The 23703-nt window shown below is 58.7% G+C and carries 27 protein-coding genes and 2 pseudogenes; 17 read left to right on the forward strand and 12 right to left on the reverse strand.

The features are described from left to right. The first annotated feature begins 153 nt into the window (after nt 1-153). The 5 genes and pseudogenes from V8P77_RS32410 (at nt 154) to V8P77_RS34880 (ending at nt 4558) form a co-directional block, all read left to right on the forward strand. On the forward strand, nt 154-1512 hold the full coding sequence (locus V8P77_RS32410; RefSeq protein WP_335916373.1) for a hypothetical protein: 1359 nt from the start codon (nt 154-156) through the stop codon (nt 1510-1512). Nucleotides 1513-1562: 50 nt separating this feature from the next. Further along, the gene (locus V8P77_RS32415; protein ID WP_335916374.1) at nt 1563-2123 is read left to right on the forward strand and encodes an acyltransferase; all 561 of its coding nucleotides are present in this window, start codon (nt 1563-1565) and stop codon (nt 2121-2123) included. 607 nt (nt 2124-2730) lie between these two features. Beyond that, nucleotides 2731-3861: an acyltransferase family protein gene (locus V8P77_RS32420; RefSeq protein WP_335916376.1), complete on the forward strand. Its 1131-nt coding sequence runs from the start codon at nt 2731-2733 to the stop codon at nt 3859-3861. A 98-nt stretch (nt 3862-3959) separates the two neighbouring features. Further along, nucleotides 3960-4154, forward strand: a pseudogene (locus V8P77_RS34915) (DUF7940 domain-containing protein); the annotation flags it as partial. Nucleotides 4155-4188: 34 nt separating this feature from the next. Then, a pseudogene (locus V8P77_RS34880) lies at nt 4189-4558 on the forward strand (glycoside hydrolase family protein). A 229-nt stretch (nt 4559-4787) separates the two neighbouring features. On the opposite strand, the gene V8P77_RS32435 reads toward V8P77_RS34880, so the two are convergent. After that, nucleotides 4788-5633 (reverse strand): class I SAM-dependent methyltransferase, encoded by an 846-nt coding sequence (locus V8P77_RS32435; protein ID WP_335916445.1) that lies wholly within the window; start codon nt 5631-5633, stop codon nt 4788-4790. A 300-nt stretch (nt 5634-5933) separates the two neighbouring features. On the opposite strand from V8P77_RS32435, the gene V8P77_RS32440 reads away from it, so the two are divergent. From V8P77_RS32440 to V8P77_RS32460, 5 genes are read left to right on the forward strand one after another with little or no spacing between them, the layout of a single operon-like run. Next, nucleotides 5934-6188 carry a DUF7940 domain-containing protein gene (locus tag V8P77_RS32440; protein WP_335916377.1) on the forward strand — a complete coding sequence of 85 codons (255 nt, stop codon included), beginning with the start codon at nt 5934-5936 and terminating at the stop codon, nt 6186-6188. Next, entirely contained in the window at nt 6163-6627 is a 465-nt protein-coding gene (locus V8P77_RS32445; protein WP_335916378.1) for a lysozyme, read from the forward strand. The genes V8P77_RS32440 and V8P77_RS32445 overlap by 26 nt, the downstream gene beginning before the upstream one ends. Beyond that, complete coding sequence (locus tag V8P77_RS32450; protein ID WP_221952400.1) at nt 6627-6989, forward strand: hypothetical protein; 363 nt, start codon at nt 6627-6629, stop codon at nt 6987-6989. The genes V8P77_RS32445 and V8P77_RS32450 overlap by 1 nt, the downstream gene beginning before the upstream one ends. 4 nt (nt 6990-6993) lie before the next feature. Next, complete coding sequence (locus tag V8P77_RS32455; protein WP_335916380.1) at nt 6994-7221, forward strand: hypothetical protein; 228 nt, start codon at nt 6994-6996, stop codon at nt 7219-7221. Further along, nucleotides 7218-9062 (forward strand): SGNH/GDSL hydrolase family protein, encoded by a 1845-nt coding sequence (locus V8P77_RS32460; RefSeq protein WP_335916381.1) that lies wholly within the window; start codon nt 7218-7220, stop codon nt 9060-9062. The genes V8P77_RS32455 and V8P77_RS32460 overlap by 4 nt, the downstream gene beginning before the upstream one ends. Before the next feature lie 30 nt (nt 9063-9092). Here the strand turns inward: V8P77_RS32460 and V8P77_RS32465 are convergent, their stop codons facing one another. Next, a complete protein-coding gene (locus V8P77_RS32465) occupies nt 9093-9230 on the reverse strand; it encodes a hypothetical protein (RefSeq protein WP_155247477.1) in 138 nt (45 codons plus the stop codon). Between the two features lie 120 nt (nt 9231-9350). Here V8P77_RS32465 and V8P77_RS32470 point away from each other — a divergent pair, with 120 nt between their 5' ends. Next, entirely contained in the window at nt 9351-9779 is a 429-nt protein-coding gene (locus tag V8P77_RS32470) for a DUF1515 domain-containing protein (RefSeq protein ID WP_335916383.1), read from the forward strand. A gap of 79 nt (nt 9780-9858) precedes the next feature. Here the strand turns inward: V8P77_RS32470 and V8P77_RS32475 are convergent, their stop codons facing one another. Together V8P77_RS32475 and V8P77_RS32480 are read right to left on the reverse strand one after the other, a co-directional pair. Next, nucleotides 9859-10641 carry a Crp/Fnr family transcriptional regulator gene (locus V8P77_RS32475; RefSeq protein ID WP_335916385.1) on the reverse strand — a complete coding sequence of 261 codons (783 nt, stop codon included), beginning with the start codon at nt 10639-10641 and terminating at the stop codon, nt 9859-9861. A 224-nt stretch (nt 10642-10865) separates the two neighbouring features. Then, nucleotides 10866-11102, reverse strand: a complete 237-nt coding sequence (locus tag V8P77_RS32480; protein ID WP_335916386.1) for a DUF6894 family protein — start codon at nt 11100-11102, stop codon at nt 10866-10868. 440 nt (nt 11103-11542) lie between these two features. Here V8P77_RS32480 and V8P77_RS32485 point away from each other — a divergent pair, with 440 nt between their 5' ends. After that, nucleotides 11543-11728, forward strand: a complete 186-nt coding sequence (locus V8P77_RS32485) for a hypothetical protein (RefSeq protein ID WP_335916387.1) — start codon at nt 11543-11545, stop codon at nt 11726-11728. Between the two features lie 581 nt (nt 11729-12309). Here the strand turns inward: V8P77_RS32485 and V8P77_RS32490 are convergent. The 6 genes from V8P77_RS32490 to V8P77_RS32515 all read right to left on the reverse strand — a co-directional run bounded on the left by V8P77_RS32490 (nt 12310) and on the right by V8P77_RS32515 (nt 14908). Next, complete coding sequence (locus tag V8P77_RS32490) at nt 12310-12510, reverse strand: hypothetical protein (RefSeq protein WP_335916388.1); 201 nt, start codon at nt 12508-12510, stop codon at nt 12310-12312. A 331-nt stretch (nt 12511-12841) separates the two neighbouring features. Next, complete coding sequence (locus V8P77_RS32495; RefSeq protein ID WP_335916389.1) at nt 12842-13024, reverse strand: DUF3606 domain-containing protein; 183 nt, start codon at nt 13022-13024, stop codon at nt 12842-12844. A 245-nt stretch (nt 13025-13269) separates the two neighbouring features. Beyond that, a complete protein-coding gene (locus V8P77_RS32500) occupies nt 13270-13506 on the reverse strand; it encodes a hypothetical protein (protein WP_131666494.1) in 237 nt (78 codons plus the stop codon). 286 nt (nt 13507-13792) lie between these two features. Then, nucleotides 13793-14125, reverse strand: a complete 333-nt coding sequence (locus V8P77_RS32505) for a hypothetical protein (RefSeq protein ID WP_335916394.1) — start codon at nt 14123-14125, stop codon at nt 13793-13795. Nucleotides 14126-14204: 79 nt separating this feature from the next. Next, a complete protein-coding gene (locus tag V8P77_RS32510) occupies nt 14205-14468 on the reverse strand; it encodes a DUF1488 family protein (protein WP_027664972.1) in 264 nt (87 codons plus the stop codon). A 140-nt stretch (nt 14469-14608) separates the two neighbouring features. After that, nucleotides 14609-14908, reverse strand: coding sequence for a hypothetical protein (locus V8P77_RS32515; RefSeq protein ID WP_335916396.1), 300 nt, complete (start codon nt 14906-14908; stop codon nt 14609-14611). 176 nt (nt 14909-15084) lie between these two features. On the opposite strand from V8P77_RS32515, the gene V8P77_RS32520 reads away from it, so the two are divergent. Then, nucleotides 15085-15489, forward strand: coding sequence for a hypothetical protein (locus tag V8P77_RS32520; protein ID WP_335916397.1), 405 nt, complete (start codon nt 15085-15087; stop codon nt 15487-15489). A 132-nt stretch (nt 15490-15621) separates the two neighbouring features. Here V8P77_RS32520 and V8P77_RS32525 read toward each other — a convergent pair whose 3' ends face one another. After that, nucleotides 15622-17127 (reverse strand): DegQ family serine endoprotease, encoded by a 1506-nt coding sequence (locus V8P77_RS32525; RefSeq protein ID WP_335916398.1) that lies wholly within the window; start codon nt 17125-17127, stop codon nt 15622-15624. Between the two features lie 611 nt (nt 17128-17738). Between V8P77_RS32525 and V8P77_RS32530 the strand changes: the two genes are divergently transcribed. After that, the gene (locus V8P77_RS32530; RefSeq protein WP_335916400.1) at nt 17739-18728 is read left to right on the forward strand and encodes a LacI family DNA-binding transcriptional regulator; all 990 of its coding nucleotides are present in this window, start codon (nt 17739-17741) and stop codon (nt 18726-18728) included. Between the two features lie 265 nt (nt 18729-18993). Further along, nucleotides 18994-19914 carry a LysR family transcriptional regulator gene (locus V8P77_RS32535; RefSeq protein ID WP_335916401.1) on the forward strand — a complete coding sequence of 307 codons (921 nt, stop codon included), beginning with the start codon at nt 18994-18996 and terminating at the stop codon, nt 19912-19914. A 37-nt stretch (nt 19915-19951) separates the two neighbouring features. Here V8P77_RS32535 and V8P77_RS32540 read toward each other — a convergent pair whose 3' ends face one another. Beyond that, nucleotides 19952-20905 (reverse strand): NmrA/HSCARG family protein, encoded by a 954-nt coding sequence (locus V8P77_RS32540; protein ID WP_335916446.1) that lies wholly within the window; start codon nt 20903-20905, stop codon nt 19952-19954. Between the two features lie 548 nt (nt 20906-21453). Between V8P77_RS32540 and V8P77_RS32545 the strand changes: the two genes are divergently transcribed. Next, nucleotides 21454-22815 (forward strand): polysaccharide biosynthesis/export family protein, encoded by a 1362-nt coding sequence (locus tag V8P77_RS32545; RefSeq protein WP_335916402.1) that lies wholly within the window; start codon nt 21454-21456, stop codon nt 22813-22815. Nucleotides 22816-22926: 111 nt separating this feature from the next. After that, a complete protein-coding gene (locus V8P77_RS32550) occupies nt 22927-23700 on the forward strand; it encodes a glycosyltransferase family 2 protein (RefSeq protein WP_335916404.1) in 774 nt (257 codons plus the stop codon). The last annotated feature ends 3 nt before the right edge of the window (nt 23701-23703 follow it).

Below are 23703 nucleotides of genomic sequence, written 5' to 3' on the forward strand. Positions count from 1 at the left end.
AAGAGGCAAGCGTCACGACGGCGAAGAGCATCGCGACGATCTTGATCGCTCTGTGCGACAGCTCGTTCGGCTCGTGATCACTCTGCATGCCGCAACCGATACTATACGACTCGAGGCCTCGCAATTCGCGGCGCCTTTCTTTGGAGAAGGTCAATGCCCAGAAACCCATCCACCGGCGTCTATTCCAAGCCCGCCGGAACGACACCCTCGGTTGGCCAGGTCATCGACCCGGTGCCGTGGAACGCACTGACCACCGACCTCGGCAACGAAATCACCAACTCGCTGCCGCGCGATGGCTCGGCGCCGATGGTCGCGCCCCTCAAGGCCGCAGGCGGAACGGTGTCCGCCCCAGGCCTCGGCTTCGCCTCGACTCCGCAGACCGGCCTCTATCTGAAAGGCGGCGGCCTGCTCGGCTTTGCCCAGAACGGCGTCGACGTCTCGTTCGATAAAGCCTTGCTTTATGCGGCCAAGTCGGGCGATTACACGGCGCTTGCGTCCGACGACAACGCTGTCCATCGCTTCACGGCTGACGCGATCGTTAGCCTGACCGCAGCCGCAACGCTCGGCGCAAGCTGGCACTACGCCATCATTGCCGATGGCGGCGACGTGACGATTGATCCGAATGGCGCGGAGACGATCGACGGCGCCGCAACGCTCGTCGTTCCGGATGGATACTCCGCCTTCATTATCTGCAGCGGGTCCGCCTTCTTTTCGAACAGGCTTATAACGAGGATCCTGAGCAAAGCCGACAGTTCCGCCGTGGGTGATTTCGTTGTTGGGTTCATCCCTTCGAACAACAGCGGCAGCCCGAACACCCATGTAGACTTCGCGGCCGGCTCCGCTCGGTCGGGATCAAGCTTCGTTTCCAGTTCGTCGTCCATCACAAAGCGGATAAATGGGACGTTTGCGGCCGGGACCGGCGCCGGCGGTCTCGACACGGGTTCTGTTGGGGCAAACGCCACCTACTTCACCTATGCGCTACGCAAGGATGACGATCAGACGTTCGATGTCGTGCTGTCGACCTCCGCGACGATCGCCGGAGTCAACACGGCGCTGCTCACCGGCTACACCATCGTCAAATGCATCGGCGTAGTTCTGACCGATGCCAGCTCGAACATTCGGCCGTTCATCCTGTATCCCCGTGACGAATATACCTTCGTGACGCCCGCGAGGGACGCTGTTAACGCCGCTATCTCTACGACTTCGGCTCTCCTGGCGCTGACGGTGCCAAATGGGGTGAAGGTCAAGGCGAAGCTGCGTTTCGAGTTCACATCGTCGGCAACGACTAACGCAGCTCTGCTATCCGACCCTGCACAAGGTGCGCTTGTTGCCGGCGCCGGCACTGACGGCGCCAACGTCGGCACTATCCAAGTGGCAAGCGGTTTTGCAGTGGGATCGCAGGAGATATGGACAAATACAAGCCGGCAAATTCGCATGGTTTTGGCCGGCTCTACCGGCAGCATCTGGATCTGGACCGATGGCTTCCATTTCCCTTGCGGAAGGAGCTCTTGAATAAGCTCCACACCTGTGTTTGACATGCTGCCATCACGCCAGGAGTAGAAATGGCACAGATCGACAAGGCATCATATCGCAATCGAGGCGGCGTAATCCAGCGGCTCGTTACTGCTTATAAGCGCTTCCGCTACTTCACCGCCGCCGGCGAAAATCTCGTGGTGAAGCGCAGCGCTGAGTTCCGCCTGGTCGCCCATGCCGTCCTTGAAGTTGGCGATAACGTCACCATCCAAGATCAGTCGTTCTTTCAACTTACAATGCCAGAGCCCAAAGTTTTCATTGGCAACAACACCGTAATCGGCCGGCGCAACATCATCACGGCCAAGAATCGCATATCCATCGGCAATGATGTGCTGATCGGTTCCGATGTCCAGATCATCGATCACGGCCACGGTATGAGGCGAGACGTACCGATCAGACTTCAGAAGGCCGAAATCGGTTTTGTTGAAATTGGTGATGATGTCTGGATTGGTGCGGGTGCCAAAATACTGATGAACGTCACGATAGGGGCGGGTGCAGTGATTGGAGCAAATTCCGTCGTTACGGCCGATATTCCCGATTATGCGATCGCGGTGGGTTCACCGGCGAAAGTCGTCAAATATCGCACTTAAATCGGATTGTAAGTGCATTGAATTTGGGATGTACCGCGTCCCGCACTGTATCGAGCGCATCATACGCGGCCATTGATGCCGTCGTGCCGTGCGATTTTAACTCTAGCTTCCTCTTCAGCCTGACCATCGCGGAGGGGCGGGCCGCGTGGTCAATCTACTGGCGTTGAGGCAGCGCTTAAAGCGGCGATCGACGCGGCGGCCCAGACCGAGCGCCTAGAATAAGTCACGGCGGGCGCGGGCCAAGCCCTGACCTATGCGGACAAGGCCGATCAGGCTGGCGCCTATCTGGGCGCGGCCGCACCTGTTGACGAGGATTATCCGCTGCTCGTGGCCGAGATCGGCATCACGGGAGCATCGACCGCAGAGCTCGCGAATGTCATCAATGCAAGCTTTACCGCCTGGCAGACGATCGGGGCTGCGATCTAGGCCACGCCCTCGGGACTAAGAACTTGATCGACGCGGCAGCCGATGCAGAGGCGGCCATAGCGGCAGCAAGCAACATCAAGTGGCTATCGTGATGCGCCGCATACAACGCGGATAACGTTTGCGAGCGCTTTCAATCCCGGCAGAATTGCGCTATTCCGCCGAGAGACGGAGGGATTGGACGTTGGATGCTCCAGCACATCGAGAGTTGGGAATAGAGGCTCGCGGTCGCATACGCGGCTTAGATGGACTTAGAGCAATATCGCTACTTTTGGTGCTAGTGGCTCATTGGCAACCAATTCCCTATCTCAACAAAGTCGCCAATTGGGGGCGAGGCGGGCTCCTGATATTCTTCGTAATTAGCGGTTTTCTTATAACGAGAATACTCGTCGACTTAGCGCGCCAAAGGCGTGAGGTTGAAGGGTTACAGCTTATCAAAGGCTTCTATGGACGCCGATTCTTCCGCATCCAGCCCATCTATTATCTGGCTCTCGCATTTGTCATCGGCATAGGACTGGATGACACTGTGCGGGAAGACGTAATTTATCACATCTTCTTCGTGCAGAATCTCTCGAACGTCTTGCTTAGAAGCGATATCGGAACTTATGGACCAGCCGCCCCGTGGTGGTCGCTTGCGGTTGAAGAGCAGTTCTATTTGTTCTGGGCGCCAGTAGTCATCTTTCTTCGGCCTAACGCGTGGAAGATCTCTCTATTAGCGGCTTTTCCCCTAGCGATCGGCTGGCGCGCTTTTGCCTGGTGGGCCGATCTTGGGCAGGCGAATGTCCTAGTAACACTCGGAAATCTGGATTCACTAGCTGCCGGCGCAGCGGTCGCCATCATTACCTCGATACGCAGGGTTACGCCCACAATGTTGCGCTGTTTCACCGCTATAATGTTGGTTGGCATCGCCGCGCTCTGTCTGTTGTCAATGACGGAGATAAGCGAAGGGACACTCATATTTCGGAGTAGTTTCAATGATGTGCCAGTCTATATGATCGCCGCATCGCTGATATTTTTCTGGGCTATTGGCAGGGCGAAAACCGCAGCGAAGGTGATGGAAAATCCCATCCTAGTGTTCATAGGCAAGCGTAGCTACGGTGCCTATGTCTATCACCAGGTCGTGAACTACACGTTCTATTTCGTCGTGACGCCGCTTTGGCTGGAGCCAAATTTTGGCTTCCAACGTCAACTGCATGGTTTCACTGAGTTCTGGGTTTTCACTGCAATAACGCTGCTGTTGGCGGCCCTGTCCTACAAATACGTCGAGCAGCCGATATTCAGGCTTCGTGATCGGATCTATCCGAGTACCCGATAGCGTTCGTTGACCGTGTAGCCTTACTGGATAACCAAGCCCCGTCGCCCGTCTCCTTCGAGACGGGTGCTTTGCCGTATTCACAATCCGGAGCCCACCCCATGCTCGTCCATAACTGGCACGCGGTGCTAAAGCGTGCCTGGTCGGTGCGCTTGATGGCGCTGGCGCTGCTCCTCATCATCATCGAGCCCGTCTACAGTTTCGTCGCCGCCACCTGGGTGTCCCGCAATATCTACATCCAGCTCGCCATGTCCGTGGCGACGGGGCTTCTCGCCGTTGCGGCGATCATCGCCCGCATCTTCGTTCAGCAGAAAATCTCAGGAGAGCTGAATGGCAAACCGCCTGCAGAAGGTAGTGCCGCCGCGGCCATGGCCGTGGCGCTCGTCGGATCGTTCGAGGGATTGCGTCAGAACGCCTATCCCGATCCGGCCACGCGAGAGAAGCCGTGGACGATCTGCTACGGCAGCACCAATGGCGTGAAGCGGGGGGACCGTAAGACGGTGGAGCAGTGCAGTGCGCTCCTGGCGCTGGAACTCAAGACCTATGCGAGCGGCATCATGCTGATGAACGTCACGATAGGGACCGGCGCCGTGATCGGCGCAAATTCCGTCGTCATGGCCGATATTCCCGATTATGCGATTACGGTGGGCTCGCCGGCGAAGTCGTCAAATATCGCACTTCAATCAGATCCGGATTGTAAGCGGGGGTCGAGTTTAGGACATGCCGCATCCCGCGCTGTCTCAAGCGCACATACTCGGCCTAGGCTCCGTCCGGGCCAGACATCGCCCCGATCTCCTCCCGCATTTCTCGCGGAGGAAGATGGAGGAGACGTTGTCTCGTCGCAAGGAATCGGGTGCTTGGCGGCCTGCTGGATACACAAATGCGCTCGATGGAAAACCGTGCGAGTATTTCGGTTTTTACCTCACAGGCTAAAACGAGATGCCAATGCCAGCTCCCGGGTACCAGTGATCAAGCGGCTTTTCGGAGAAGAAGACGAACTTTCGGCCGGTCTCTCTGGAAAAACGAGACAGGCTGTCGGTCACATGGGCATTGTCGCCCAGGATGATCGCTCCGATGGAAAGCTTTTCGGAAATCGTCTGATACTCTCGGTATTCGTACTCTCCGCTATGATCGGAATCATTGACGAACATGTCGATTGGCTCAGCGAAAGTCGTGAGCGACTGGATCGAGTCGCCATAGAGGATACGCCCCACGGTTGCGTACTCGCCCGTGAACAGCGCGCCCGCTTCCGGCCTGATTTCCGTTCCATAGTAACGGCCGGGATGGCCTTCGGCAGCGTTTCGGAGCAGGGCGCTTGCAAGGACACATGAGCCGACGCCGTGATCGACTCCAGTTTCGATGAGCACCTTCGGTTTTTTGACGCGAGCGATGGCGTACCATCCTAGGCGACGACCGTAAGCGATCTCAATGTCATCACCGTATCGGCTTGCCTTCATATACTGAACCAGATGATTCCGGAGTTCCTGATCCGTCTCTATCTCAGTCATGTAGCCATCGATAACGGTATAGTCCGCACCAGTGATTGTCGATATCAACTGGACTAGATGGTCTCGATTGCCTGGGGTTAAATCGTAGTAGAAATTGGAAACCTCCTTATCTTTCTTCGCCCATTCCTTAGCCATTTTCACGGATGGCAACGTGTAGGCGAGGGCGATAGATCGGCGCTTTGGATAGTCCTTCACGATCCGCAAGCCCTTCCTCACAGGGGCGGGAAGGCGTCTAATTAAGGGAAGTAGGAACGCTGGCACAGGCATTAATTTCGCTCCGGCATAAAATTGCCCTCGCTCTGACAGTATCGAGGCCTTCGATTCTGTTTGAACTCGGAAGTGATCGCATCTCGCGAAGTAACCCAGAAGCGAAAACTTTAGCAATAGACAACCATTAGTGTACCTCTCGGTACCGATATTTATGTAGCCATCGACATTTATCTGGAATTGCGACCTCGTCGCTGCTCCTCATGGAGTTGGCGGAAGCGTCATTGAAATTTCAGCTCGCAACTCGTCTCCACCCAGGAGCCGGGCGCCTGGCCATATCCCATAATCAGGAGCCCACCCATGCTCGTCCATAACTGGCGCGAGGTGCTGAAGCGTGCTTGGTCGGTGCGCCTCATGGCGCTGGCGCTGCTCTTCATCATCGTTGAGCCCGTCTACACCTTCGTCGCCGCCACCTGGGTATCCCGCAACATTTACATCCAGCTCGCCATGTCGGTGATCACGGGCCTTTTGGCCGCAGCGGCGATCATCGCCCGCATCTTCGTCCAGCAGAAAATCTCAGGAGACTTGAATGGCAAACCGCCTGCAGAAGGGTAGTGCCGCCGCGGCCATGGCCGTGGCGCTCGTCGGATCGTTCGAGGGATTGCGCCAGAATGCCTATCCCGATCCGGCCACGCAAGGAAAGCCGTGGACGATTTGCTATGGCAGCACCAATGGCGTGAAGCCGGGGGACCGCAAAACGGTGGAGCAGTGCAGGGCGCTGTTGGCGCTGGAGCTGCAGACCTATGCCGGCGGCGTCGAAAGCTGTGTGCGCGTGCCCCTGCCGGATGCGCGCTTCGTGGCGCTGACCTCCTTTGCCTATAATGTCGGCGTCAAGGCGGCCTGCGGTTCGAGCGCTGTCAAGCTCATCAATCAGGGCCGGACGGCCGAGGGCTGCGAGGCGCTTTTGAAGTGGAACCGCGCCGCCGGGATCGTCTTTCCCGGCCTTATCAGGCGCCGGCAGAAAGAACGCCAGTTCTGTCTCGAGGGCATCTGATGTTCGGGCTCCTCGACACGCTCAAGATGGGCGCCGGCATCGCCGGTGGCCTGATGCTCTATCACCTCTACGCGGTTTCGATCGGCTACCCCTCGGCGGCAAGGCAGGCGCGCGCCGGCTATGTCCTTGTCGCCGAGAAGAGCGCAGCCGAAGCCCAGGCCGCCGAGATGGAGCGCCAGCGCAACGCCGCCGCCCAGGCGACCGAAGAGCATCGCAAGCGCCTCGCCGCTGCCTCGGCCGCCGAGCAGGCCGCCAAAGACACACTCGAAACCGAGATCCAATCCTATGAGCTTCAGCTTTCGGAAAAGAACCGCGCTTGCGCTGTCACTGCTGCTGATCGTCAGTGGCTGCTCCGCCACTGAGCGATTGAACAAGGCGGCGGCGACGAAGGGGCAGGCGGCGGCCGGCATCGCTCTGCCGCCGCTGCCGGATGATCTGCGCCGGCAGGAAGCGCATGCGCCTGTTGTCGAAGGTCAGCCCGTCATCGCCATCCTCGCCCGCGAGCGTCAGGCACTCGACCGCGCCAATGCCCGTCAGGGGCGCATCGTGCAATTCTATGATGACCTCATCAGCAGATATGGAACACGCCGATGATGAACGCTATTTCGCTTGCCCTTGCGAATCCGATGCTGAGCGGTGGGAGCGGGGGCGGCGGAGACCCCGATCGCTACATGTTCTTCGCGACCCGCAACCGCATGCCATCTGGCAGTCTCGTCACCGCCGCGTCCGGCACGAATTATGTCTGCAGCAAGATCGTCGTCAACACGCCGCAGTACAAGACCAGGACCTTCCGCTTTCACCTCTCGGGCTTCGCCTCGACGGAAGGCGGAAACTCGCCGCAGGAAACGGTCGTCACCGGCACGATCGGCACGCCGGGCAATGCCGTGGTCGCCGATGTGATGTTCATCAGGGCGGCCGGCCTCTTCTACCAATGCACCTTCGCCGGCCTGAACACGGTAACCGTCGCCGACCAGACGAACGGCGCCTGGACGGATGAACTGACCATTCCCGACGTCGCGCCGGAAAGCGAAATCGAAATCTGGCTGTTTTATCACACCGCCGTCGGCGAGAAGATCTGGCCGGTCTACCGCATCCAGAAGCATCGCGGCGAGCGCGTCTGGGGTGCGGGCGATCTCGCCACGCTGCTCGCCTTCAAGGACAACCCGCTTGCCGACAGCACGGCGGCACTCGATAGCAATTACGCGACCGTCACCCAGCCGCAATATTACGGGCCCGACTTCATGGTCGCCAAGGGCGATTGGGATGGTCGCCCGATCGTTCTCGGCCTTGTGGACAGCATCGGTGAAGCGCGCCAGCAGTTTTCCGCGGCTGCCGATGCGCGCGGCAATCTCGGCTGGTTGCGCCGTTGGCTCGATAGGGATGGCGGCATCGGCCGCATTCCGCATCTGATGATCGGCATGCCGGGGGCGGGTTCGGTGCGAGAGCTCACCGGCACCGGTGCTGCGATCGCGACACGGCGCTGGGCCATTCTCGACGAGATCACCGCCTTCAACAACAACAACAAGAAGCCGTTCACTGTCATCGCCAACCAGATGGGACAGAACGATACGGCCGCCACCTATACGCAGTTCTTCAACACCAATTACAGAAGCCTGGTGACACGGCTTCGGGCGCGCTACCCCGGCGTCAAGATCGTCGCCTTGCCGCCGCTCGGCCGCACCGCGTCCACCCGCACGGTCACGCTGACATCAGCCGGCAGCGTCGCAACGGCAACGATCGCCTCGGGCATCAACGGGCTGACGACCGGCCAGACGGTGTCGATCTCGGGCGCTGCGCAGACGGAGTATAACGGCAATGTGGTGATCACGGTCACCGGGCCGAACAGCTTCACCTACAATTTTGCCGGATCTGCGACTTCGCCCGCGACCGGCACAATCACCGCCAACGACCTCTATCTCAGGGCCGCCTACCAGAGCTTTTCGGCCAACAACACCTGGCCGGCGGACGGCACCGATGCCTCGGGAAAATGGCGGCTGCGCGCCGATATCTTGGCGAAGACCTCGGCCTGCTGCGACGATGCGATCGATACCTATGCGGCCTGGGTCTCCGGTGAAAGGGATGGCGTCTGGCCCGGCATGCTGGAGCTGCCGAGCACGACGGTGACCCTGCAGTCTGGCACGGATGGCGTCGCGACCTACACGACGATCGAGGTTGCGGATGCCGGCATCTTCGGGCCGGAGCAGGAGATCAGCACCTATGCCGGGCCGGATGGCCTTGCCCGCCTGTCGACCACGTCGATCGGCAGCATCTCCGGCAATACGATCACCATTTCGATCCCGCGCTCCACGGTGCTGCCGGTCGGTTCCATCGTCCGCCCGAGCGTCACGCCGGATGGCGTTCATCCCTACGGCGCCGTGATCGACCGTGTCGTGGGCGGCATTCCCCAATCCGAAAAGGTGAAATTCAATCCATAGGCCGAGCGAACGAAGAGGCCTTCGACGTCGTCACTTCGGCTCCGGCTGCTGGATGACGGGCGGCGGCGTTTCGCTCTTGCCGCTGCCTTGAATGAACGGCTTGATCACCGGGATGCTCAGGATCGACGCGACCATGACCCCGATGATGATCATCAATAGCATTCTCATGGGCGCCTCGCTTCAGATCGATTGAGCTGTCTTGCGGCATGCATACGCCTCTTCGGGAATCCAAAGATTCAACATCCCTAGGCTGAAAACGTTCCATCCCACAACAGAGCACCGATAGAGATGACATCCAATGACGATATCCTGCGCGCGCTCGGGCGCGTCGAGGGCAGGCTGACCGGCATCGAGGAAAACGTCGCCCTTCTGCGCAATGAGGTCGGCGACGAAAAGGCCAGCGCCCATGACAGCCGCGGCGTGATCCACAAGCGGCTCGACCAGCAGGCCAGACAGATCGCCCATCTCGATACCAGGATAGCGGTCAGCGGCGGCGCGGATGCGTTAATTCGCGAGGAAATCAGAACCCTCAAGGAAACCGTCGAAAAGAACCAGGAGGCGGTCGCGCCGGCGCTTGAAGAGTGGAAACGGATGAAGTCGATCGGCTACGGCATTTCAGGCCTGATCGCCTTTGCGGGGCTGACGATCGGCGGGATGATTGCCTATGCCAGCGACGGCGCGGTGGCGGCGCTCCGGCATTGGTTGAAGATCAATTGATGATGCGGTTGGATTGTATTGCGTCAACGCGCTGGAGCTGCGCCGGCAGCCATCTCACCAATCAGCGGGCGAACCCTGCTCAGGGCGTGTTGCTAAAATGCGATCCCCGATCCTGTCCCCCCCCCCTCATATTCAGCTCGAGGGAATGAACCACCTGCGTGCCTTTGTCTTCGATCAGCCGCTCGTATTCCTGCTCCGGCACACCGTAGCAGCCGCCTGCGATCTCGATCAGCTTGCTGCGGTCCGTGATGCGGACGTTGCCGCGTGTCGATTTAATGGCGTGCATGCCTTCGAGAATGTGCAACTCATCGGTGACGCCCGCCCGCCTCACGCCCAGCATCAGCGCCAGGAATTCGTGCGTCAGCGGCAGGTCATTGCCGTCGATGCGGTCGTGACACATGAGCAGCCAGCGGGCCAGCCGCTGATGCATGTTGAATTTTGCCGCTGCCAGCGCGCTGTGGGCAAGCTGCAGCTCGCAGGTATGCACATAGCGCAGCAGCAGTTGCCGCACCTCGGGATGGTCGAGGATCGGAAGAAAATCCTCGGTCGCTACCTGAAGCCCGTGGCCCGGCACCTGCATGAAGGTCTTGTTCGGCGTTCGGTCGACGCCGAGGACGACGGGGTAGCCGGCAATGCCTTCGCGTCCGATGTGGCGGATTTCAACGCTTTTGCCGTCCGAGCTTTCCGCAACCATCGAGGCGAGGCCGCTTTCAAGGAAACAGACATGCTCGATCGGCTTGCGCGGCAGCACGAGCGGATGGTTGACGGGAAGGTCGACGGGCTCGAGAAGCGGCGCGAGAAGCTCAAAGGCATCCCTCGGAAACCGGCGCAGCAGCCTGTTCTTCACTCCGCTCTGGATCATTATTGTCACAATCTTACACCGCCTGCTGAACAACCAACGCGAGGTTAGTCCCCTGGTTCAGGGATTTCACACTCTGTGCGGTTTTGACATTTGAAACAGCTCGTCAGGCGTCTGCGCCGGAGGCGCCAAAGCGCTCGATCTTTCAATTCGCTCCTCGCGCTTTAGCTCTTCATCTGGACTATGTCGGTTGTCGCAAAACCGGCGCACATGTTGCGCGACGTGCGTTATTCCAAGTGAATCGCCGACCGGAAGGGAACTGTCGCGACCAACGAACCGTCTTCCGTCATGATCTCGAAGGCGCCGCCGTTTGCCGGATCGCCTGTACGGATCCTCTCCGCCACGATTTCGCGGGCGGCAGCGGTTGCTTCCTCGCATGCAAGCTCAGGTGAGGCCAGGTCAATGCCTTCCGGGTCTTCCTCGAAGACATCGTTCCGGCGGACATGGAAAAAATACTTCGGCATGATTTCCTCCAAAGAGACTCGCCCAAACTGCGCGCAAGGCCAGTTGTTCCTCCCGGCCTTCAATTGACTCCATGCCAAGGTGCCGATTGCAGAAAAAAGCCCCGCCGAGGCGGGGCGAGTTGGGGTTCTTGGGAGGAATGGTGGGCCGAACGGAGGAATCGAAGTGCATGGTTGTGGAACCTGCCCTCCGCACGACCCGGCGCCCTTACGCTTGCGGGGGGCTCTTGTTCCCAAGCCGAGCGAATATTCGGATCAAACGTACCAGTCTTTCCCTTGCTCTTGGATTCCCGTCGTCGAACAGGTGGATTGGCAGATGGATATTCTCCTCCATCCATTGTCGCGCGGTAGACCTGATCTTGTCGGAACATGTTCTTAAATTTAGACATCGCTAACGAAACAAATCTGCGCCCTGTTGGTTTTTCTCTCAGGAGGAAACAGACATGAAGAGCATGAGCAATCGCCAAGTTCGCATTCCCGGCCCACGAGAGCACGACGTTGCGGAACATTGCCGCAAATTCGGCATCGGCCCGGCCGAGGAGAAGAAGCTGAAGAAACTTCTCGGGCCGCGGGCGCCGCTGCATGAAATCCATGCCAATGCTCCGCCGCGCCAGCCAAGGTGGCGTTAGAACAATTTCGGGAAAGTGCGTAAACAAAAGTTGGAGCGGTTCAGCTTACATAAAAGCTGAGCCGCTTTGACTTGAGAAGGGGTGGCAAAAGGCGGCGCATCTGATCGTTTCACGCCGCATTACGATAATGATTCAAAGATTGAGCGGAACAGAGTAGCGCCGCGAACGCTCGCGAAAGAGGTACTGTTGCCAAATTTTGAAAAGATCGATCTTGCTTAGGACGCGGACCGGTTGTTCGGCTTCTTCCGTTTCGATCCGCCGAAAGTCCCGCTCCGGCAGGGTTTTCGTTGGCGTGTGATGTGGTCGTCGATTTTCGCCCGGTCGGAGCCTGTCAGTGTGACGGCCGCAGTCGTGCCCGGACAGGTTGTCTATGATCCCTCCGTGGATCTTCCGGGGGATCGCAGTGCCGTCGCTCTGCCTGGAACTTCAGGCAATATCAGGTGTTTTGCCGGCGGATCGCGCGGCAGGTCTCGTCTCCTGTACCACTGCTACCCCTGCAGTTGCTGCGCGGTCCACTGATGCAAGACGGTCGGCATTTGCTCGGGGCGCAAAGCCATATAGCTGCGCGCCCGCAAGTGGTGTCAATGCCGTGGTTGCCGCGATAGCATCAGGATGTAATCGTCGGCGATATCGGCAACCACCATGGCGGCTTCCGCGGCCGTGTATCCCTTGCCGATGGCGTCGCTGACGATTTTCATCACGGCCGGTTCAAGCGCTTCGCGGCAATCGGACAGGCTTTCGACATGCGGGCATTTTGGACGAAATTCCAAGACATTGTTCATGGCACACCCTCCATTCGATGAGCTCGGGCCTATGAAGGCGAGCCGGCCTCTCCGCGGGAAAGGCGGGCCACGGTTCCGGCGAGCTGCTTCAGGAACCAGAAGTGTTATCGTGACGCTACGATGGCATAGGAGCCGATGTATTCAAGCGCGTGCTGATATTAAGGTAAGCCAGTAGGGTTAATTCGTCCGTCGATGTTGCATCGTGGCATCGCTGGCAGGTGCAAAGGCTACAGAGGCTGATGCATCTCGCCCAAAACCGTACAGCGGTTTTGGGCGAGATGCATCAAATAAAGACTTTAGGATTTAAACGCCTGCCAGATCATATTCTGCCTTAGGCGCTGATGCGCCGGCCGGCCTTGTCCGCCTCTTTGCGATTGGCGCCGTGCTTTTCGATGATGTCCTTGGCATCTTCGTTGGAAATGCGATGTTTCTTCGCGAAATAGATGACGTCATAGGGCGCGTCAGCCACGGCCGCTTTGACGGACTGGACCTTTTTCGTTGTGTCATTGGTCATGATTTTTCCTTTCAAGGCAATGTTGCGCGGCGACATCAGCCGATGTCGCCGCACGCCAGCGCTGGAACAGGATGATTTTAGGGCCGGGTCGGCCCGAAAATCTAAATCCTGTTCTCAATTAAAGAGTTTGAGCATGATGTCGTCCGAAAACCGCTCACAGTTTTCGGCATCATGCTCTATCGGCTCCGGACCAAGGATCGGCGCTCTCAAGTCGACATCGGTCGAAGAATTGGCTTGGTAGCGTTTTATCGATGCGCTCGGGCCGTCTTGTGTTTTTCCCAGATCTGCGTCGCCTGCGCTGCGATCCCGGTCTTGTGGAAGCGCAGCAGGTGAAGTCCTTCGTTTCGTCGTTTTTCGTTAAAGGCGCTGTTTTCGTAGTCGGTGCCTTCGACAATGCTCTCACTTTGAAGAACGGCCTTCAATTCCTGCACATAGTGTCCGGTGATGTTGAAAAGGGCTTCATTTTCAGGTGCGTCTGTCATCGTTTTCCCTGTGGGTGGTCGTGTGGCATTGAACGCGATGCTGGTTCAGCAAGCCGCGTTGGTAAGATGCATCAAGCAATCCGCGCCCCTATGGGAAGGCTGGTATCGGACAGCGCTTAGCCGTGTCTGTCTGGAGTTCCATATATCGTGCAGCAAAGCCGCGCTAAGATCGATGGTCGAGGCGCGGCAAGTCTGAAGGCCGCACCTTAAACCACTTAGCTTCCCGATACCACGTCAATCGAATTATCGAAGATGAACGGACGGAAGGGCTGCCCTGCTCTGCGCCTTAAGGCAAGCAATCCGGGTTCCGGCTGCTTGCCGAAGCAGGAGAGATCAGGCGTAGATGCGTGTTGGTCTTGCCGGGCGGGTTGCAAGCCTGGCGGAGCGCGGGGCAGGTTAGGCTTTCATTCAGCATCGCTTCGATCAGCTTCAGGCGGGCGAGCTTGCGTCGTTGATTGTCGTAGAGCCTGTCCAGCAGCGCGTAGGCCGGTCCGGCGGGGGCGCCTTTGAGCGATAGTGTCCGGATCACCCTTTCCTGGTCGGCAATGCGGTGCGCCGCTTTCACGATATGGCGGCGTGCCAGCTTCAGGTCCTTCGGGCGGTATCGCGTGCAAACCATTATGCTTTGCTCCTCCTCTCATGCGGCGGTGCGGGACGACGGCCGTTTCAGCGTGCCGGCGCCATGCGCCTTCCAGCGATCAGCGAAAATCTGCGGCGGTCAGCGTGAAGTTGTTTCCGCGTCGATGCTGATAGGCTCTCGATGCGGCCTCCTGAATGGAAGAGCGCGCCGCATCAAAGGCATTGAGATAGGCGGCCTCGGAAGAGTTCTGGGTGATCGCGCTGCCGAGGGCTGCCTCTTCGACCAGAAACCGGACTTCGAACATGCCGTCATAGCCGGTGAAGCGGACGCCTTTTCTCGCTTCGTCGAAGCTGCGGCTTCTGTTGGGGAAAATAAGTGCCATTGCGGTTATCCTTGGAAGTGGGCGCGGCCGACCTGCGGAACTCGGGCACCAGTGGTGATGATGGATGCACGAGGGAGCGAATAGCTTGACGCCGGATGTCCAGCGATCATCCTGCCTGCATGTCCGGGCGTCGGCAGATCTTAGTGGATGGTCTGCACGATAACCCGGTTTTCAAGCAAGGCTTCCGATGTCTTGATCAAGCGCATCGTACCCGTGATAACCTCATCGGAATAGAGCGAATCTGCACGGGAAATTTCGTCCGTCATATCGCGGAGAACTTTATTGATCTCCAGCAGAGGCGGCACGAATTCCACCAATCCGGCGGCTGCCAGCCCGTGCGTCAGGCGCGCGATCGCCTCTCTGAGGTGATTGACCAGCGCACGCCTTTCCACCGGCAGTGCCGACGGCTTTGTGAGGGTCGCTTCATCGTTGAACTGCATGATGCGTATCCTCCTTTAGCTAAAATGGGTTCCGCCATGGCATTATCAATGGCGGCTGCCGAATGAGGTTGCGGTCAGCCGGCAATAAGCGCAAGCTAATTTATCGGCGGGCACGATACGGGCACCGCTGCTTGGGGCGCGCCCAGTGAACCCTAGCCCCAACGAAGGAGGACGTCATGTCTTCCACGTCAGATCAGTTTTTCGGTGTCGACAATTTAAGGATGCTCGATCGTATTCTGCGAAAGGCCGGCTTTCGCGGCGGCGAAACCCACGCGGTCGATGAGGATGAGATTACCGCCACAAGTTTCCTCATTGATTGTTTCCGGATGGGAATCGTCGATGAGGCCGCGTTGAAGTCGGCGCTGAAAATGTATCTCGCAACACAGTTGAGTTCGGGCCCGCTGCCGCAGGCAATGGAAGACGCCTCCTTTGCCCGATGGCAGGATGACGGCGGTGCCCCGGTGAAAGCCCATCGGATCGCGCGCTATACGGCGTCCGGGCGTGCGGACGCATCGCTGCGGTCGTCAGGCTATCGTTTTCCCAAAACCAGGCTGCCTGAACGATTGTCCGAGATCCCGTGAACGGGCCTGCTGCCACAGGCCGATCCTAAGATGTTACCTCTCTGATCACTCCGGCTGAGGAGATCGCTGAGCCCCTCATCCGGCTGGGTGAGGGGCAGCCACCGGACGCCCGCTTCCCGAGGTCCTGTCGTCTCAAGCAGCCCCAAACGGCACGGCGACGAAGGTCTTGTTGCCATCGCGTTCGACGAGCAGCAGCACCGACTTGCGGCCGGCCTTGCCGGCGTCCGCAATCGCGGTCTTGACGTCGCGGGCGTTGTGGACCGGTCTGTCATTCACCGAGACGATGACATCGCCGGACTGGATGCCGGCGGCAGCCGCAGACTTGTCCGGGGCGACCTTGGCGACCACCGCGCCGCTGATCGAGCGCGGCAGGTTGAGCTGTTGGCGCACGTCGGGCGTCAGATCGGCAAGGCCGATGCCGAGGCTCGGCTGGCCGGTGGTCTGGTCTTGGGCGGCCGGGTTCTCGGCCGCCGCCTGCTTCTGGCCGTCGGCATTGGCGCCGACGGTGACATTGAGATCGATCGTCTTGCCGTCGCGCCAGACGCTGAGGGATTTTTTGGCACCCGGCGAAAGGTCGGCGACCAGGCGCGACAGGTCCTTCGGCGTCTTGACGCTCTCGCCGCCGACTGAGGTGACGATATCGCCGGGCTTCAGGCCGGCATGGGCGGCGGGTGTGTCGGCGGTGACGGCGGCAACCAGCGCGCCGCCGGTCTTGTCGAGGCCGACGGCATCGGCGACATCCTTGGTGACCGGCTGGATCTGCACGCCGAGATAGCCGTGATCGATCGAGCCGTCCTTCTGCAGCTTGGCGACGATCGCCTTGGCCTCGTCGGAGGGAATGGCGAAACCGACACCGACGCTGCCGCCGTTCGGCGAATAGATGGCGGTGTTGATGCCGACGACATTGCCGTTGCGGTCGACCAGCGGGCCGCCGGAATTGCCGTGGTTGATCGGCGCGTCGATCTGGATGAAATCGTCATAGGGGCCGCTGTGCAGGTCGCGGCCGCGCGCCGAGACGATGCCTGCCGTCACCGTGGTGCCGATGCCGAAGGGGTTGCCGATCGCCAGAATCTGGTCGCCGAGCTTCAGCCTGTCGGAATCGCCCCAGGCGATGGTCTGCAGCTGCTTGCCCGCCTCTATCTTCAACACGGCGACATCGGATTTCGGGTCGGTGCCGATCAGCTTGGCCGGCAATTGGGTGCCGTCATCCAGCGTCACCTTGATGTCGACGGCATTGTCGATGACATGGTTGTTGGTGACGATCACCCCGTCGGCGCTGATGATGAAGCCGGAGCCGAGCGCCATCGCCTGCTGCGAAGGCCGCTTTTGCGGAGCCTGGCGCGGCAGCGGGATGCCCTGATCTTCGAAGAACTGGCGGAACTGCTCATCCATCGGCGACTCCTGCTCTCCGGCGCTGACATCGGTCGCCTTCATCGTCGTGGTGATGGTGACGACGGCAGGCTTGTCGGCATCGACGATGGAGGCGAAGGAGCCGCTCGGCGCGAGAATGCCGCCGGTATCAGAGGGCGCGGCAACGGCATTGGAGGCGTTGATGGCGAAGGGCAGGCAGGCTGCGCCGGCGATGATGGCGGCCCCGACAAGGGCTGCGGTGCGATGGTTGCGGAAGATGTGTGACATGGTGGTGATCCCTTGGGCGGTGGACCCTTGCGAGAGCGTTGGCTTTGAATGGCGTCGTGGTTCCATGTCCTGGGACCTGGCGTCGGATGGCGTTTGGCGCCAATTCCTCCTGGGAACGCGCAGTCGTCAGCGGCGGCGACCGGGGGGAAGGAGAAGAATTGGCGCTCGAGATTCATATGATCTCGGCTAGTGGATTTACAAATTAAAGTTTGATCATGTTTATATTGCCGATTTGTAAGATATGACTGGAATTTAATCTTCGCTCCCGATGTGTTCCGGCCAACTGCCCCACTTCGGAAATTCCGGCCTGGTCTTGCCTCGTTTCGCGTCCTTCGCGATGTTTTCATTCGAAAATAAATGGCTTATTCCCGAAGGCGGTGATCCGATTGCCGCCTGCGCCCGTAATTTGCCGAAAGACGATCCTGCTGCTGTTTCTGGAAATTATATTCCCGGATCCTGTTGCGAATATAAAATGTTAGTAGACTCTAAATTATTTCTTCTTCAGAAAGTAAAGATCGCGAATCGAGAGCTAGCGAGTCTCGCGGGCGACATACAATGGGGCGGTGAGGACGGCAGTGGAGCGGGGGCGGAAGGCCAGGCGCGGCGCGCATGTGAAGTTGAGCGATGTGGCGAAGAAGGTTGGGGTCAGCCCCATCACCATTTCGCGCGCGCTTCGCAATCCTGAAATCGTCTCGGAAGATTTGCGCGAGGTTATTCTGCGCACGGTAGACGAGATGGGCTATATCCCCAATCTTGCCGCCCGGGCGCTGGCCGGCCGCCACAACGGCACCGTCGGCGTCATCACGCCCGCTTTGCATCGGCCCGCCTTTGCAGGCCTGATGATCGGCATCGAGGATCGCCTGCGCGCCACCGAATTCGGTGTGCAGTATTCCAGCACGCTCCACCATGCCGATCGGGAGGCCGGCCAGCTGAAATCCTTCCTGATGCAGAAGCCGGCCGGCGTCATCATCGCCGGTGCCGAATCCTATCATGATCTTCTGCCGCTGATCGAGAATGCCGCCTGTCCGATCGCCCATATCACCGATCTCAGCCAGGAGCCGGAAAGGCTGGTCGTCGGCCTTGATCATCATGCGGCAGGCGCCGAACCCACGCGTTTCCTGCTGTCGAGGGGCTATGAGAGGATCGCCTTCATCGGCGGCAGCACGGATCTTCGCGCGCGCCGCCGCAGGCAGGGCTATGAGGACGCGATGCGCGAAGCCGGCCGTTTCGATCCCGATCTAGCCATCGGCGCGGATGCGGCCGGCACCACCGGTCTCGGAAGGGAATTGTTGACCCGCCTGTTGCAGCGCGTAACTGATGTCGATGCCGTCTTTGCCCAGAACGACGAACTGGCGCTCGGTGTGCTCATCGAATGCGGCGTGCGCGGCATCCGCGTGCCGGAGGATTTCGGCATCTGCGGTTTCAACGATCTGGAATTTTCAGCCTTCACCGAGCCGTCGCTGACGACGGTCCACATACCGCGCTACGATATCGGCTACCGCGTCGCCGACATGCTGCTGCGCGCCGTCCGCGACGAGCCGCCCGGCGAAGACAAGGTCGATTGCGGCTTCTCCATCATCCCACGTGGTTCGACGCGGTAGGCTGTCCGGTTCGCGCTGATGGCGGCCCCTCACCCTAGCCCTCTCCCCGTAAACGGGGCGAGGGGACGTGCCCCGCGAGAGGTGGGTGGGAAACGGAGAGGTTGCGACATATCCCCTTCGCCCCGTTTACGGGGAGAAGGTGGCGGCAGCCGGATGAGGGGCTGGTGTCGGCGATCTCTTGGGCAGAGGGCGTTCCTCTCTGATTGGCTAGGCACAATCCAGATCATTCCCTATATGGAATGAATGACGATCACTGTGCTGAAAAATGGATAATACGGGACTGTCTCTGGACAGAATGCGCACCTTTGTCCGCGTCGCCGAACGCGGCAACCTGTCGATGGTCGCAAGAGAGTTGGGTGTCGGTCAATCCACCGTGACGCGGCACCTCAATGAACTGGAGCAGGCTGTCGGCGTACCGCTTCTCAGCCGAACCACGCGTCGCGTCACCCTGACGGACGAGGGCAGCCGCTATTATACGAACTGCCTGCAGATATTGCGCCTGGTCGAACAGGCTGCCGAAGAAGCCAGAGATGCCCGTCAGGCCCCCGCGGGCGCTGTTCGGCTTTCCTGTACGGCAGCGCTCGGCGTGATGCACATCACGCGCCTGATCTTCGATTTCCAGGACAAGCATCCGGACATCCGGGTAGACCTCAACCTGACGGACGAGCGGATCGACCTGGTTCGCGAAGGCGTTGACGTCGCACTCCGTCTTGGGCCTCTCGCCGACAGTGCGATGAAGCTTCATGCGCTCGGAGAGAGCCATCGGCTGTTGGTTGGCGCTCCCAGCTATTTGTCCGTCCACGGATGGCCGGAAGGCCCCGCCGATCTGTCACGGTACGAAACCGTCATCATGTCCAATGTGGCAGGCAGCGATCAGCTTGTTCTTTCCTCTCCCGATGGCACAAGCCTGATGATCCCGGTGAGCGGCAAGCTGCGCGTCGATCACGGGCTTGCGGCGCGCAAAGCCCTTGCCGCCGGACGCGGCATTGGCCCCGCACACCTCTGGTTGGTTCACGATCTTCTGGACGACGGTCAGCTCGAAGTCGTGCTTGGCGACTATCGTCCTTTACCGGTTCCGGTGAGCTTGCTGATCGTTCCAGAGCGTGCAGCCATTGCCCGCGTTCGGCTTCTCGTCGACTTTCTTGTCGCCGAGGTTTCTAAATTGCCGGGAATCCGGCCATCGTGAGGTCTTTGTTTTTAAGCATGTCGTTGCGCGACATGCTTCAAAGTCCGAAAGACCGCTTATCGCCACGCCACCCCGTCTTCCGCAGATACTGCTCCCAGTTGAGCGTATCGGGGTTCACGCGACGGCTCCGTTCGAGGTCATGCTCCTTGCCGAAATATCCATATTCGACGGCATATTCGACCATCCCGAGAATCTCTCGAATGAGAAGTTCGTTGGCGGCAAACTCTGGAAAATGGCGCAGCAGGCCATCCCTGGTGAAAGCGTTTCGATACTCGGCCTTGAGCCCGGTCACACGCTGAAAGGTTTCGACAATCTCCCGCGGAGAAATGATATCCCCGACGATCGGCAGCGTTTTGCCGTTGTAGCGCTCGGGGTTTGAGAAAATTTCGAGGACGACCGGCCCGGTCGCCGTCAGCGGATCGACAAAAGGCGCTCGGAAATCTTCGGGAAGATAAATCGGCAGCAGCAGCGTATCGCCCTCCATGCGCGGCACATAATATTCGAGAAGATTGGTGTAGAAGAACGCCAGCATGACGAAGGAATGAGAGATAGGCAGGCCGCGAATATGGTCGGCAACGCGCGCCTTGTCGGTAAAATGCGGCGCATACTTCGTCCCGCCGGTGATCTTGTCGACATTCTCCAGCGTGCTGAAAACTAGATGCCCGACGCCGGCCTCCACGGCGGCATCCGCCAGTTGCCGCCCGAGAGGAGCCTCGATTGTCTCCGGCGGGGCGATCGGCGGCGTCATCAAAAATGCGCCGTCCGCGCCTTTGAATGCAGCAACGAGGTCCTTCCGAAGGCCAAGTTCCAGAGGGACGGTGACGATTTCAGCGCCGAGTTTCTCCAGGCGTAAGGCTTCAGGCGAATCCTTTTTCCGGGTGAAAGCTCGCACCCGGAAACGTTGGCTCTGAAGCAGTGCCGCGGCGACGCTGCGCCCCTGTTTGCTCGTTGCACCGGCGATAGCGATCAGTGGCTTTTCATCTGCAGACATAGAGCTTGAACCTTTCCCTGTCATTGACGCCGACTGCGGTGCCAGGCGTCGTTTTGCGGGAGAGCGGTCGGCCTGTGCCGAGAGCCCACACCTCGATGGCGGGCACCCTATCGCAACAGCTTCTATGGCTGTAGATCTCTGAAATACATAACATAATGCCATTTTTCGGATAAATGGCTGCCAGCCAGCGCGCATACAAGTCGGTTCATCCCGGATAAGAGCGCCGAAACGCGCGCCCGGATGGTCGGAAGCGCCGAAAGCCATCCCCTGGACACCGCCGATATTCAGGATCGCGACGGCGTAAGTGTCGTTCTTGAAGCCATTTCTTGGCTCAGAGCTGCATTGCAAAGATCGCAAATCTCGCCCTGCAGATCGTCAAATAAACCGATGATGTCAAGGTTTTCGAAGTGCTGCCCAGCCGCCGCAAGATGTTATGTTTATTGAATTCTTTTCAATTCAGGCTCTTAGCCTGCCTGTCAGATGTATTAATCATTGTTAAGTACTATTGAATATGGTTAATATTATGTTAACCTTAAAGAGATCAGAGGGTGTTCAGCGTTTTCAAAGCGGAAATTCGAAACATGAAGCTTTCGCAGATAATATCGCCAGCTATGCCTGAATATAGGTTGAGAAGCGGTTCTAAAATACTATGCGTTGTATTTGCAGCGATTGTTCCGGTGGCGTCAGCGGCGGAGGAGTTACCTGCACCCAACGAAGCGGTCTCGGTTGTGGCATCTGGTGAGACTTCGGCGCGGCAGCCTCAATTGTTGCGTGACGTTCTTCGCTCAGGCGATAAATTGAATCTCGCATTTTACGAAAGCTTGGCCTCCGTCGAAGATCGCTGGACGGGCTCGCGGGGCACGGTTCCCTGGAACTTTTATCAGCGCCCCGAGCTCACTGGCGAATACGTCGTTGAAGCGGACGGAACGATTTCGCTTCCGCTTTTGGGACGCTTCCCGGTTCGAGGGCTTCCTCCGGCGGATGTGGAGGCGATAATTCTTCCTTCGTACGAAAGTTTGGTCGGCAGAAAAGGGTTCGTGACTATCGTCAAGATTGAGCACCAGCCGATTTATATTACCGGCCCGGTGCGTAATCCTGGCTCGTTTCGATATGTTGATGGCATGACGGTTCTGCATGCTGTTGCGCAAGCGGGTGGCATGGCGGCGAAGAATATCGAGCCGTGGCAGAGTGTGGAGATTACACGCCAGATCGAGCGGTTGAAGACTGGGCTGGCCGATCTGAAGCGGCTTGCGTCGCGAACCGAGGTGCTCAGGGCAAAGCGCGATTCCGTACAAATTGCCAGCATCGGCACACTTGTTCTTGGTCCCGATCCCGATGCTCAACGGTTGCTGGATGATGAGACATGGCAGCGCCAATTGGTAACGACGAGCAAGGATGCGCAGAGCAGTGCTTACGCAAAATCTGTGGCCAATGCTCAGGCCGATCTCGATCTGCGTCAGGCACGCGTCGGCAATTATGATGCCACCATTCGGGTCCGTCAGGATCGGCTGGCAAGTATCGAGAAGTTGGCCAAAAACAAACTTGTCACCAGCATTGAGTTGACCCGGGCACAAAGCGAACTGACAGAGTCGGAAGATCGAAAGCAGCAAGCCGTCATCGATGTCGAGAGCGCAAAGCAACGGCTGGCGGCAGCGAAACAGGACGTTGAGCGCGATCGTATCGAACGCAAGATCGAGATCGAAAAGTCGGCAGCGGATGCCGAAAGAGGCCTATCCACGGCGTTGAAGACGACCGAGAGCGATCTTGAAATTTTCCGGTCGATGGTATCGTCGAAGGATAGCGCCGGTGTTGAATTTGAAATCGTTCGGCCTGGACCGAATGGTGTCATCGTCGAACCTGCGACCGAAGAAACGGTCTTACAGCCTGGCGATCTGATCAAAGTGCATTGAGACTTAGCCACATACTCTTCCAGGAGAGTTTAGTCCTCCTCTCGGCCAAAGAGCTCAGGGGCATCGTCGATTTGCGATTTGTCACGCGGTCCAAAACGCCAAGGAGAGCTTATGTCTGCAATCGAAGCTTTAGAATCCTCGCATTCCTCGATGCCGGTTCAAGGTCCGATGTTCAATTTGCCAAGGACCTCACTCGTCATTCCAACCTTGAACGAAGCGGAAAACATTAAGCTGCTCTTGCCCCGCATACCGACATGGGTGCATGAAATCATCATCGTCGATGGGCGATCGACAGACGGAACGCCTGACATAGCGCGAAGCATGCGCAACGACGTCAAGATCGTACTTCAACCTAAGAAGGGCAAAGGTATCGCATTACGGACGGGCTTCGAAGCCGCATCTGGTGATATGATCGTGATGCTTGATGCTGACGGTTCGATGGATCCCTACGAAATCATCCTGTTCGTCGCGGCTCTTGTTGCAGGTGCGGATTTCGTCAAGGGTTCGCGCTTTATGCAGGGTGGCGGCACCAGCGACATGACGGTCATCCGCCGTTTCGGCAATCTCGGCCTGACCCTCCTGGTCCGGATGCTCTATGGCAGCTCTTTCAGCGATCTGTGCTACGGCTACATGGGCTTTTGGAGACGGCATGTTCCCTTGCTGCGTGCCGATTGCGACGGCTTCGAAATTGAGACGCTGATCAATTTGCGTGCCCTCAAGAACAAGCTCAAAATCATGGAAGTCGCGAGCTTTGAATCGGAGCGTATCTACGGCGTCAGCAATCTGCGTGCCCTTCCGGACGGCTGGCGCGTGCTGAAGACGATCTTCCGAGAGCGCGTCAGTACGCCGACGGGCGTCCAAGTCCTCGAGCCGGGCATTTCCTGAGGG

Source organism: Rhizobium aouanii, assembly GCF_037002925.1.
Taxonomy (GTDB): domain Bacteria; phylum Pseudomonadota; class Alphaproteobacteria; order Rhizobiales; family Rhizobiaceae; genus Rhizobium; species Rhizobium aouanii.

Excerpts from the sequence above, each read along its gene's own strand:
- V8P77_RS32410 (WP_335916373.1), top strand. The coding sequence starts at position 154 with ATGCCCAGAAACCCATCCACCGGCGTCTATTCCAAGCCCGCCGGAACG.
- V8P77_RS32520 (WP_335916397.1), top strand. The coding sequence starts at position 15,085 with ATGTCTTCCACGTCAGATCAGTTTTTCGGTGTCGACAATTTAAGGATG.
- V8P77_RS32500 (WP_131666494.1), bottom strand. The coding sequence starts at position 13,506 with ATGACAGACGCACCTGAAAATGAAGCCCTTTTCAACATCACCGGACAC.
- V8P77_RS32485 (WP_335916387.1), top strand. The coding sequence starts at position 11,543 with ATGAAGAGCATGAGCAATCGCCAAGTTCGCATTCCCGGCCCACGAGAG.
- V8P77_RS32540 (WP_335916446.1), bottom strand. The coding sequence starts at position 20,905 with ATGTCTGCAGATGAAAAGCCACTGATCGCTATCGCCGGTGCAACGAGC.
- V8P77_RS32525 (WP_335916398.1), bottom strand. The coding sequence starts at position 17,127 with ATGTCACACATCTTCCGCAACCATCGCACCGCAGCCCTTGTCGGGGCC.
- V8P77_RS32470 (WP_335916383.1), top strand. The coding sequence starts at position 9,351 with ATGACATCCAATGACGATATCCTGCGCGCGCTCGGGCGCGTCGAGGGC.
- V8P77_RS32445 (WP_335916378.1), top strand. The coding sequence starts at position 6,163 with ATGGCAAACCGCCTGCAGAAGGGTAGTGCCGCCGCGGCCATGGCCGTG.
- V8P77_RS32505 (WP_335916394.1), bottom strand. The coding sequence starts at position 14,125 with ATGGTTTGCACGCGATACCGCCCGAAGGACCTGAAGCTGGCACGCCGC.
- V8P77_RS32435 (WP_335916445.1), bottom strand. The coding sequence starts at position 5,633 with ATGCCTGTGCCAGCGTTCCTACTTCCCTTAATTAGACGCCTTCCCGCC.
- V8P77_RS32480 (WP_335916386.1), bottom strand. The coding sequence starts at position 11,102 with ATGCCGAAGTATTTTTTCCATGTCCGCCGGAACGATGTCTTCGAGGAA.
- V8P77_RS32465 (WP_155247477.1), bottom strand. The coding sequence starts at position 9,230 with ATGAGAATGCTATTGATGATCATCATCGGGGTCATGGTCGCGTCGATC.
- V8P77_RS32490 (WP_335916388.1), bottom strand. The coding sequence starts at position 12,510 with ATGAACAATGTCTTGGAATTTCGTCCAAAATGCCCGCATGTCGAAAGC.
- V8P77_RS32550 (WP_335916404.1), top strand. The coding sequence starts at position 22,927 with ATGTCTGCAATCGAAGCTTTAGAATCCTCGCATTCCTCGATGCCGGTT.
- V8P77_RS32475 (WP_335916385.1), bottom strand. The coding sequence starts at position 10,641 with ATGATCCAGAGCGGAGTGAAGAACAGGCTGCTGCGCCGGTTTCCGAGG.
- V8P77_RS32515 (WP_335916396.1), bottom strand. The coding sequence starts at position 14,908 with ATGCAGTTCAACGATGAAGCGACCCTCACAAAGCCGTCGGCACTGCCG.
- V8P77_RS32450 (WP_221952400.1), top strand. The coding sequence starts at position 6,627 with ATGTTCGGGCTCCTCGACACGCTCAAGATGGGCGCCGGCATCGCCGGT.
- V8P77_RS32415 (WP_335916374.1), top strand. The coding sequence starts at position 1,563 with ATGGCACAGATCGACAAGGCATCATATCGCAATCGAGGCGGCGTAATC.
- V8P77_RS32535 (WP_335916401.1), top strand. The coding sequence starts at position 18,994 with ATGGATAATACGGGACTGTCTCTGGACAGAATGCGCACCTTTGTCCGC.
- V8P77_RS32440 (WP_335916377.1), top strand. The coding sequence starts at position 5,934 with ATGCTCGTCCATAACTGGCGCGAGGTGCTGAAGCGTGCTTGGTCGGTG.
- V8P77_RS32495 (WP_335916389.1), bottom strand. The coding sequence starts at position 13,024 with ATGACCAATGACACAACGAAAAAGGTCCAGTCCGTCAAAGCGGCCGTG.
- V8P77_RS32460 (WP_335916381.1), top strand. The coding sequence starts at position 7,218 with ATGATGAACGCTATTTCGCTTGCCCTTGCGAATCCGATGCTGAGCGGT.
- V8P77_RS32510 (WP_027664972.1), bottom strand. The coding sequence starts at position 14,468 with ATGGCACTTATTTTCCCCAACAGAAGCCGCAGCTTCGACGAAGCGAGA.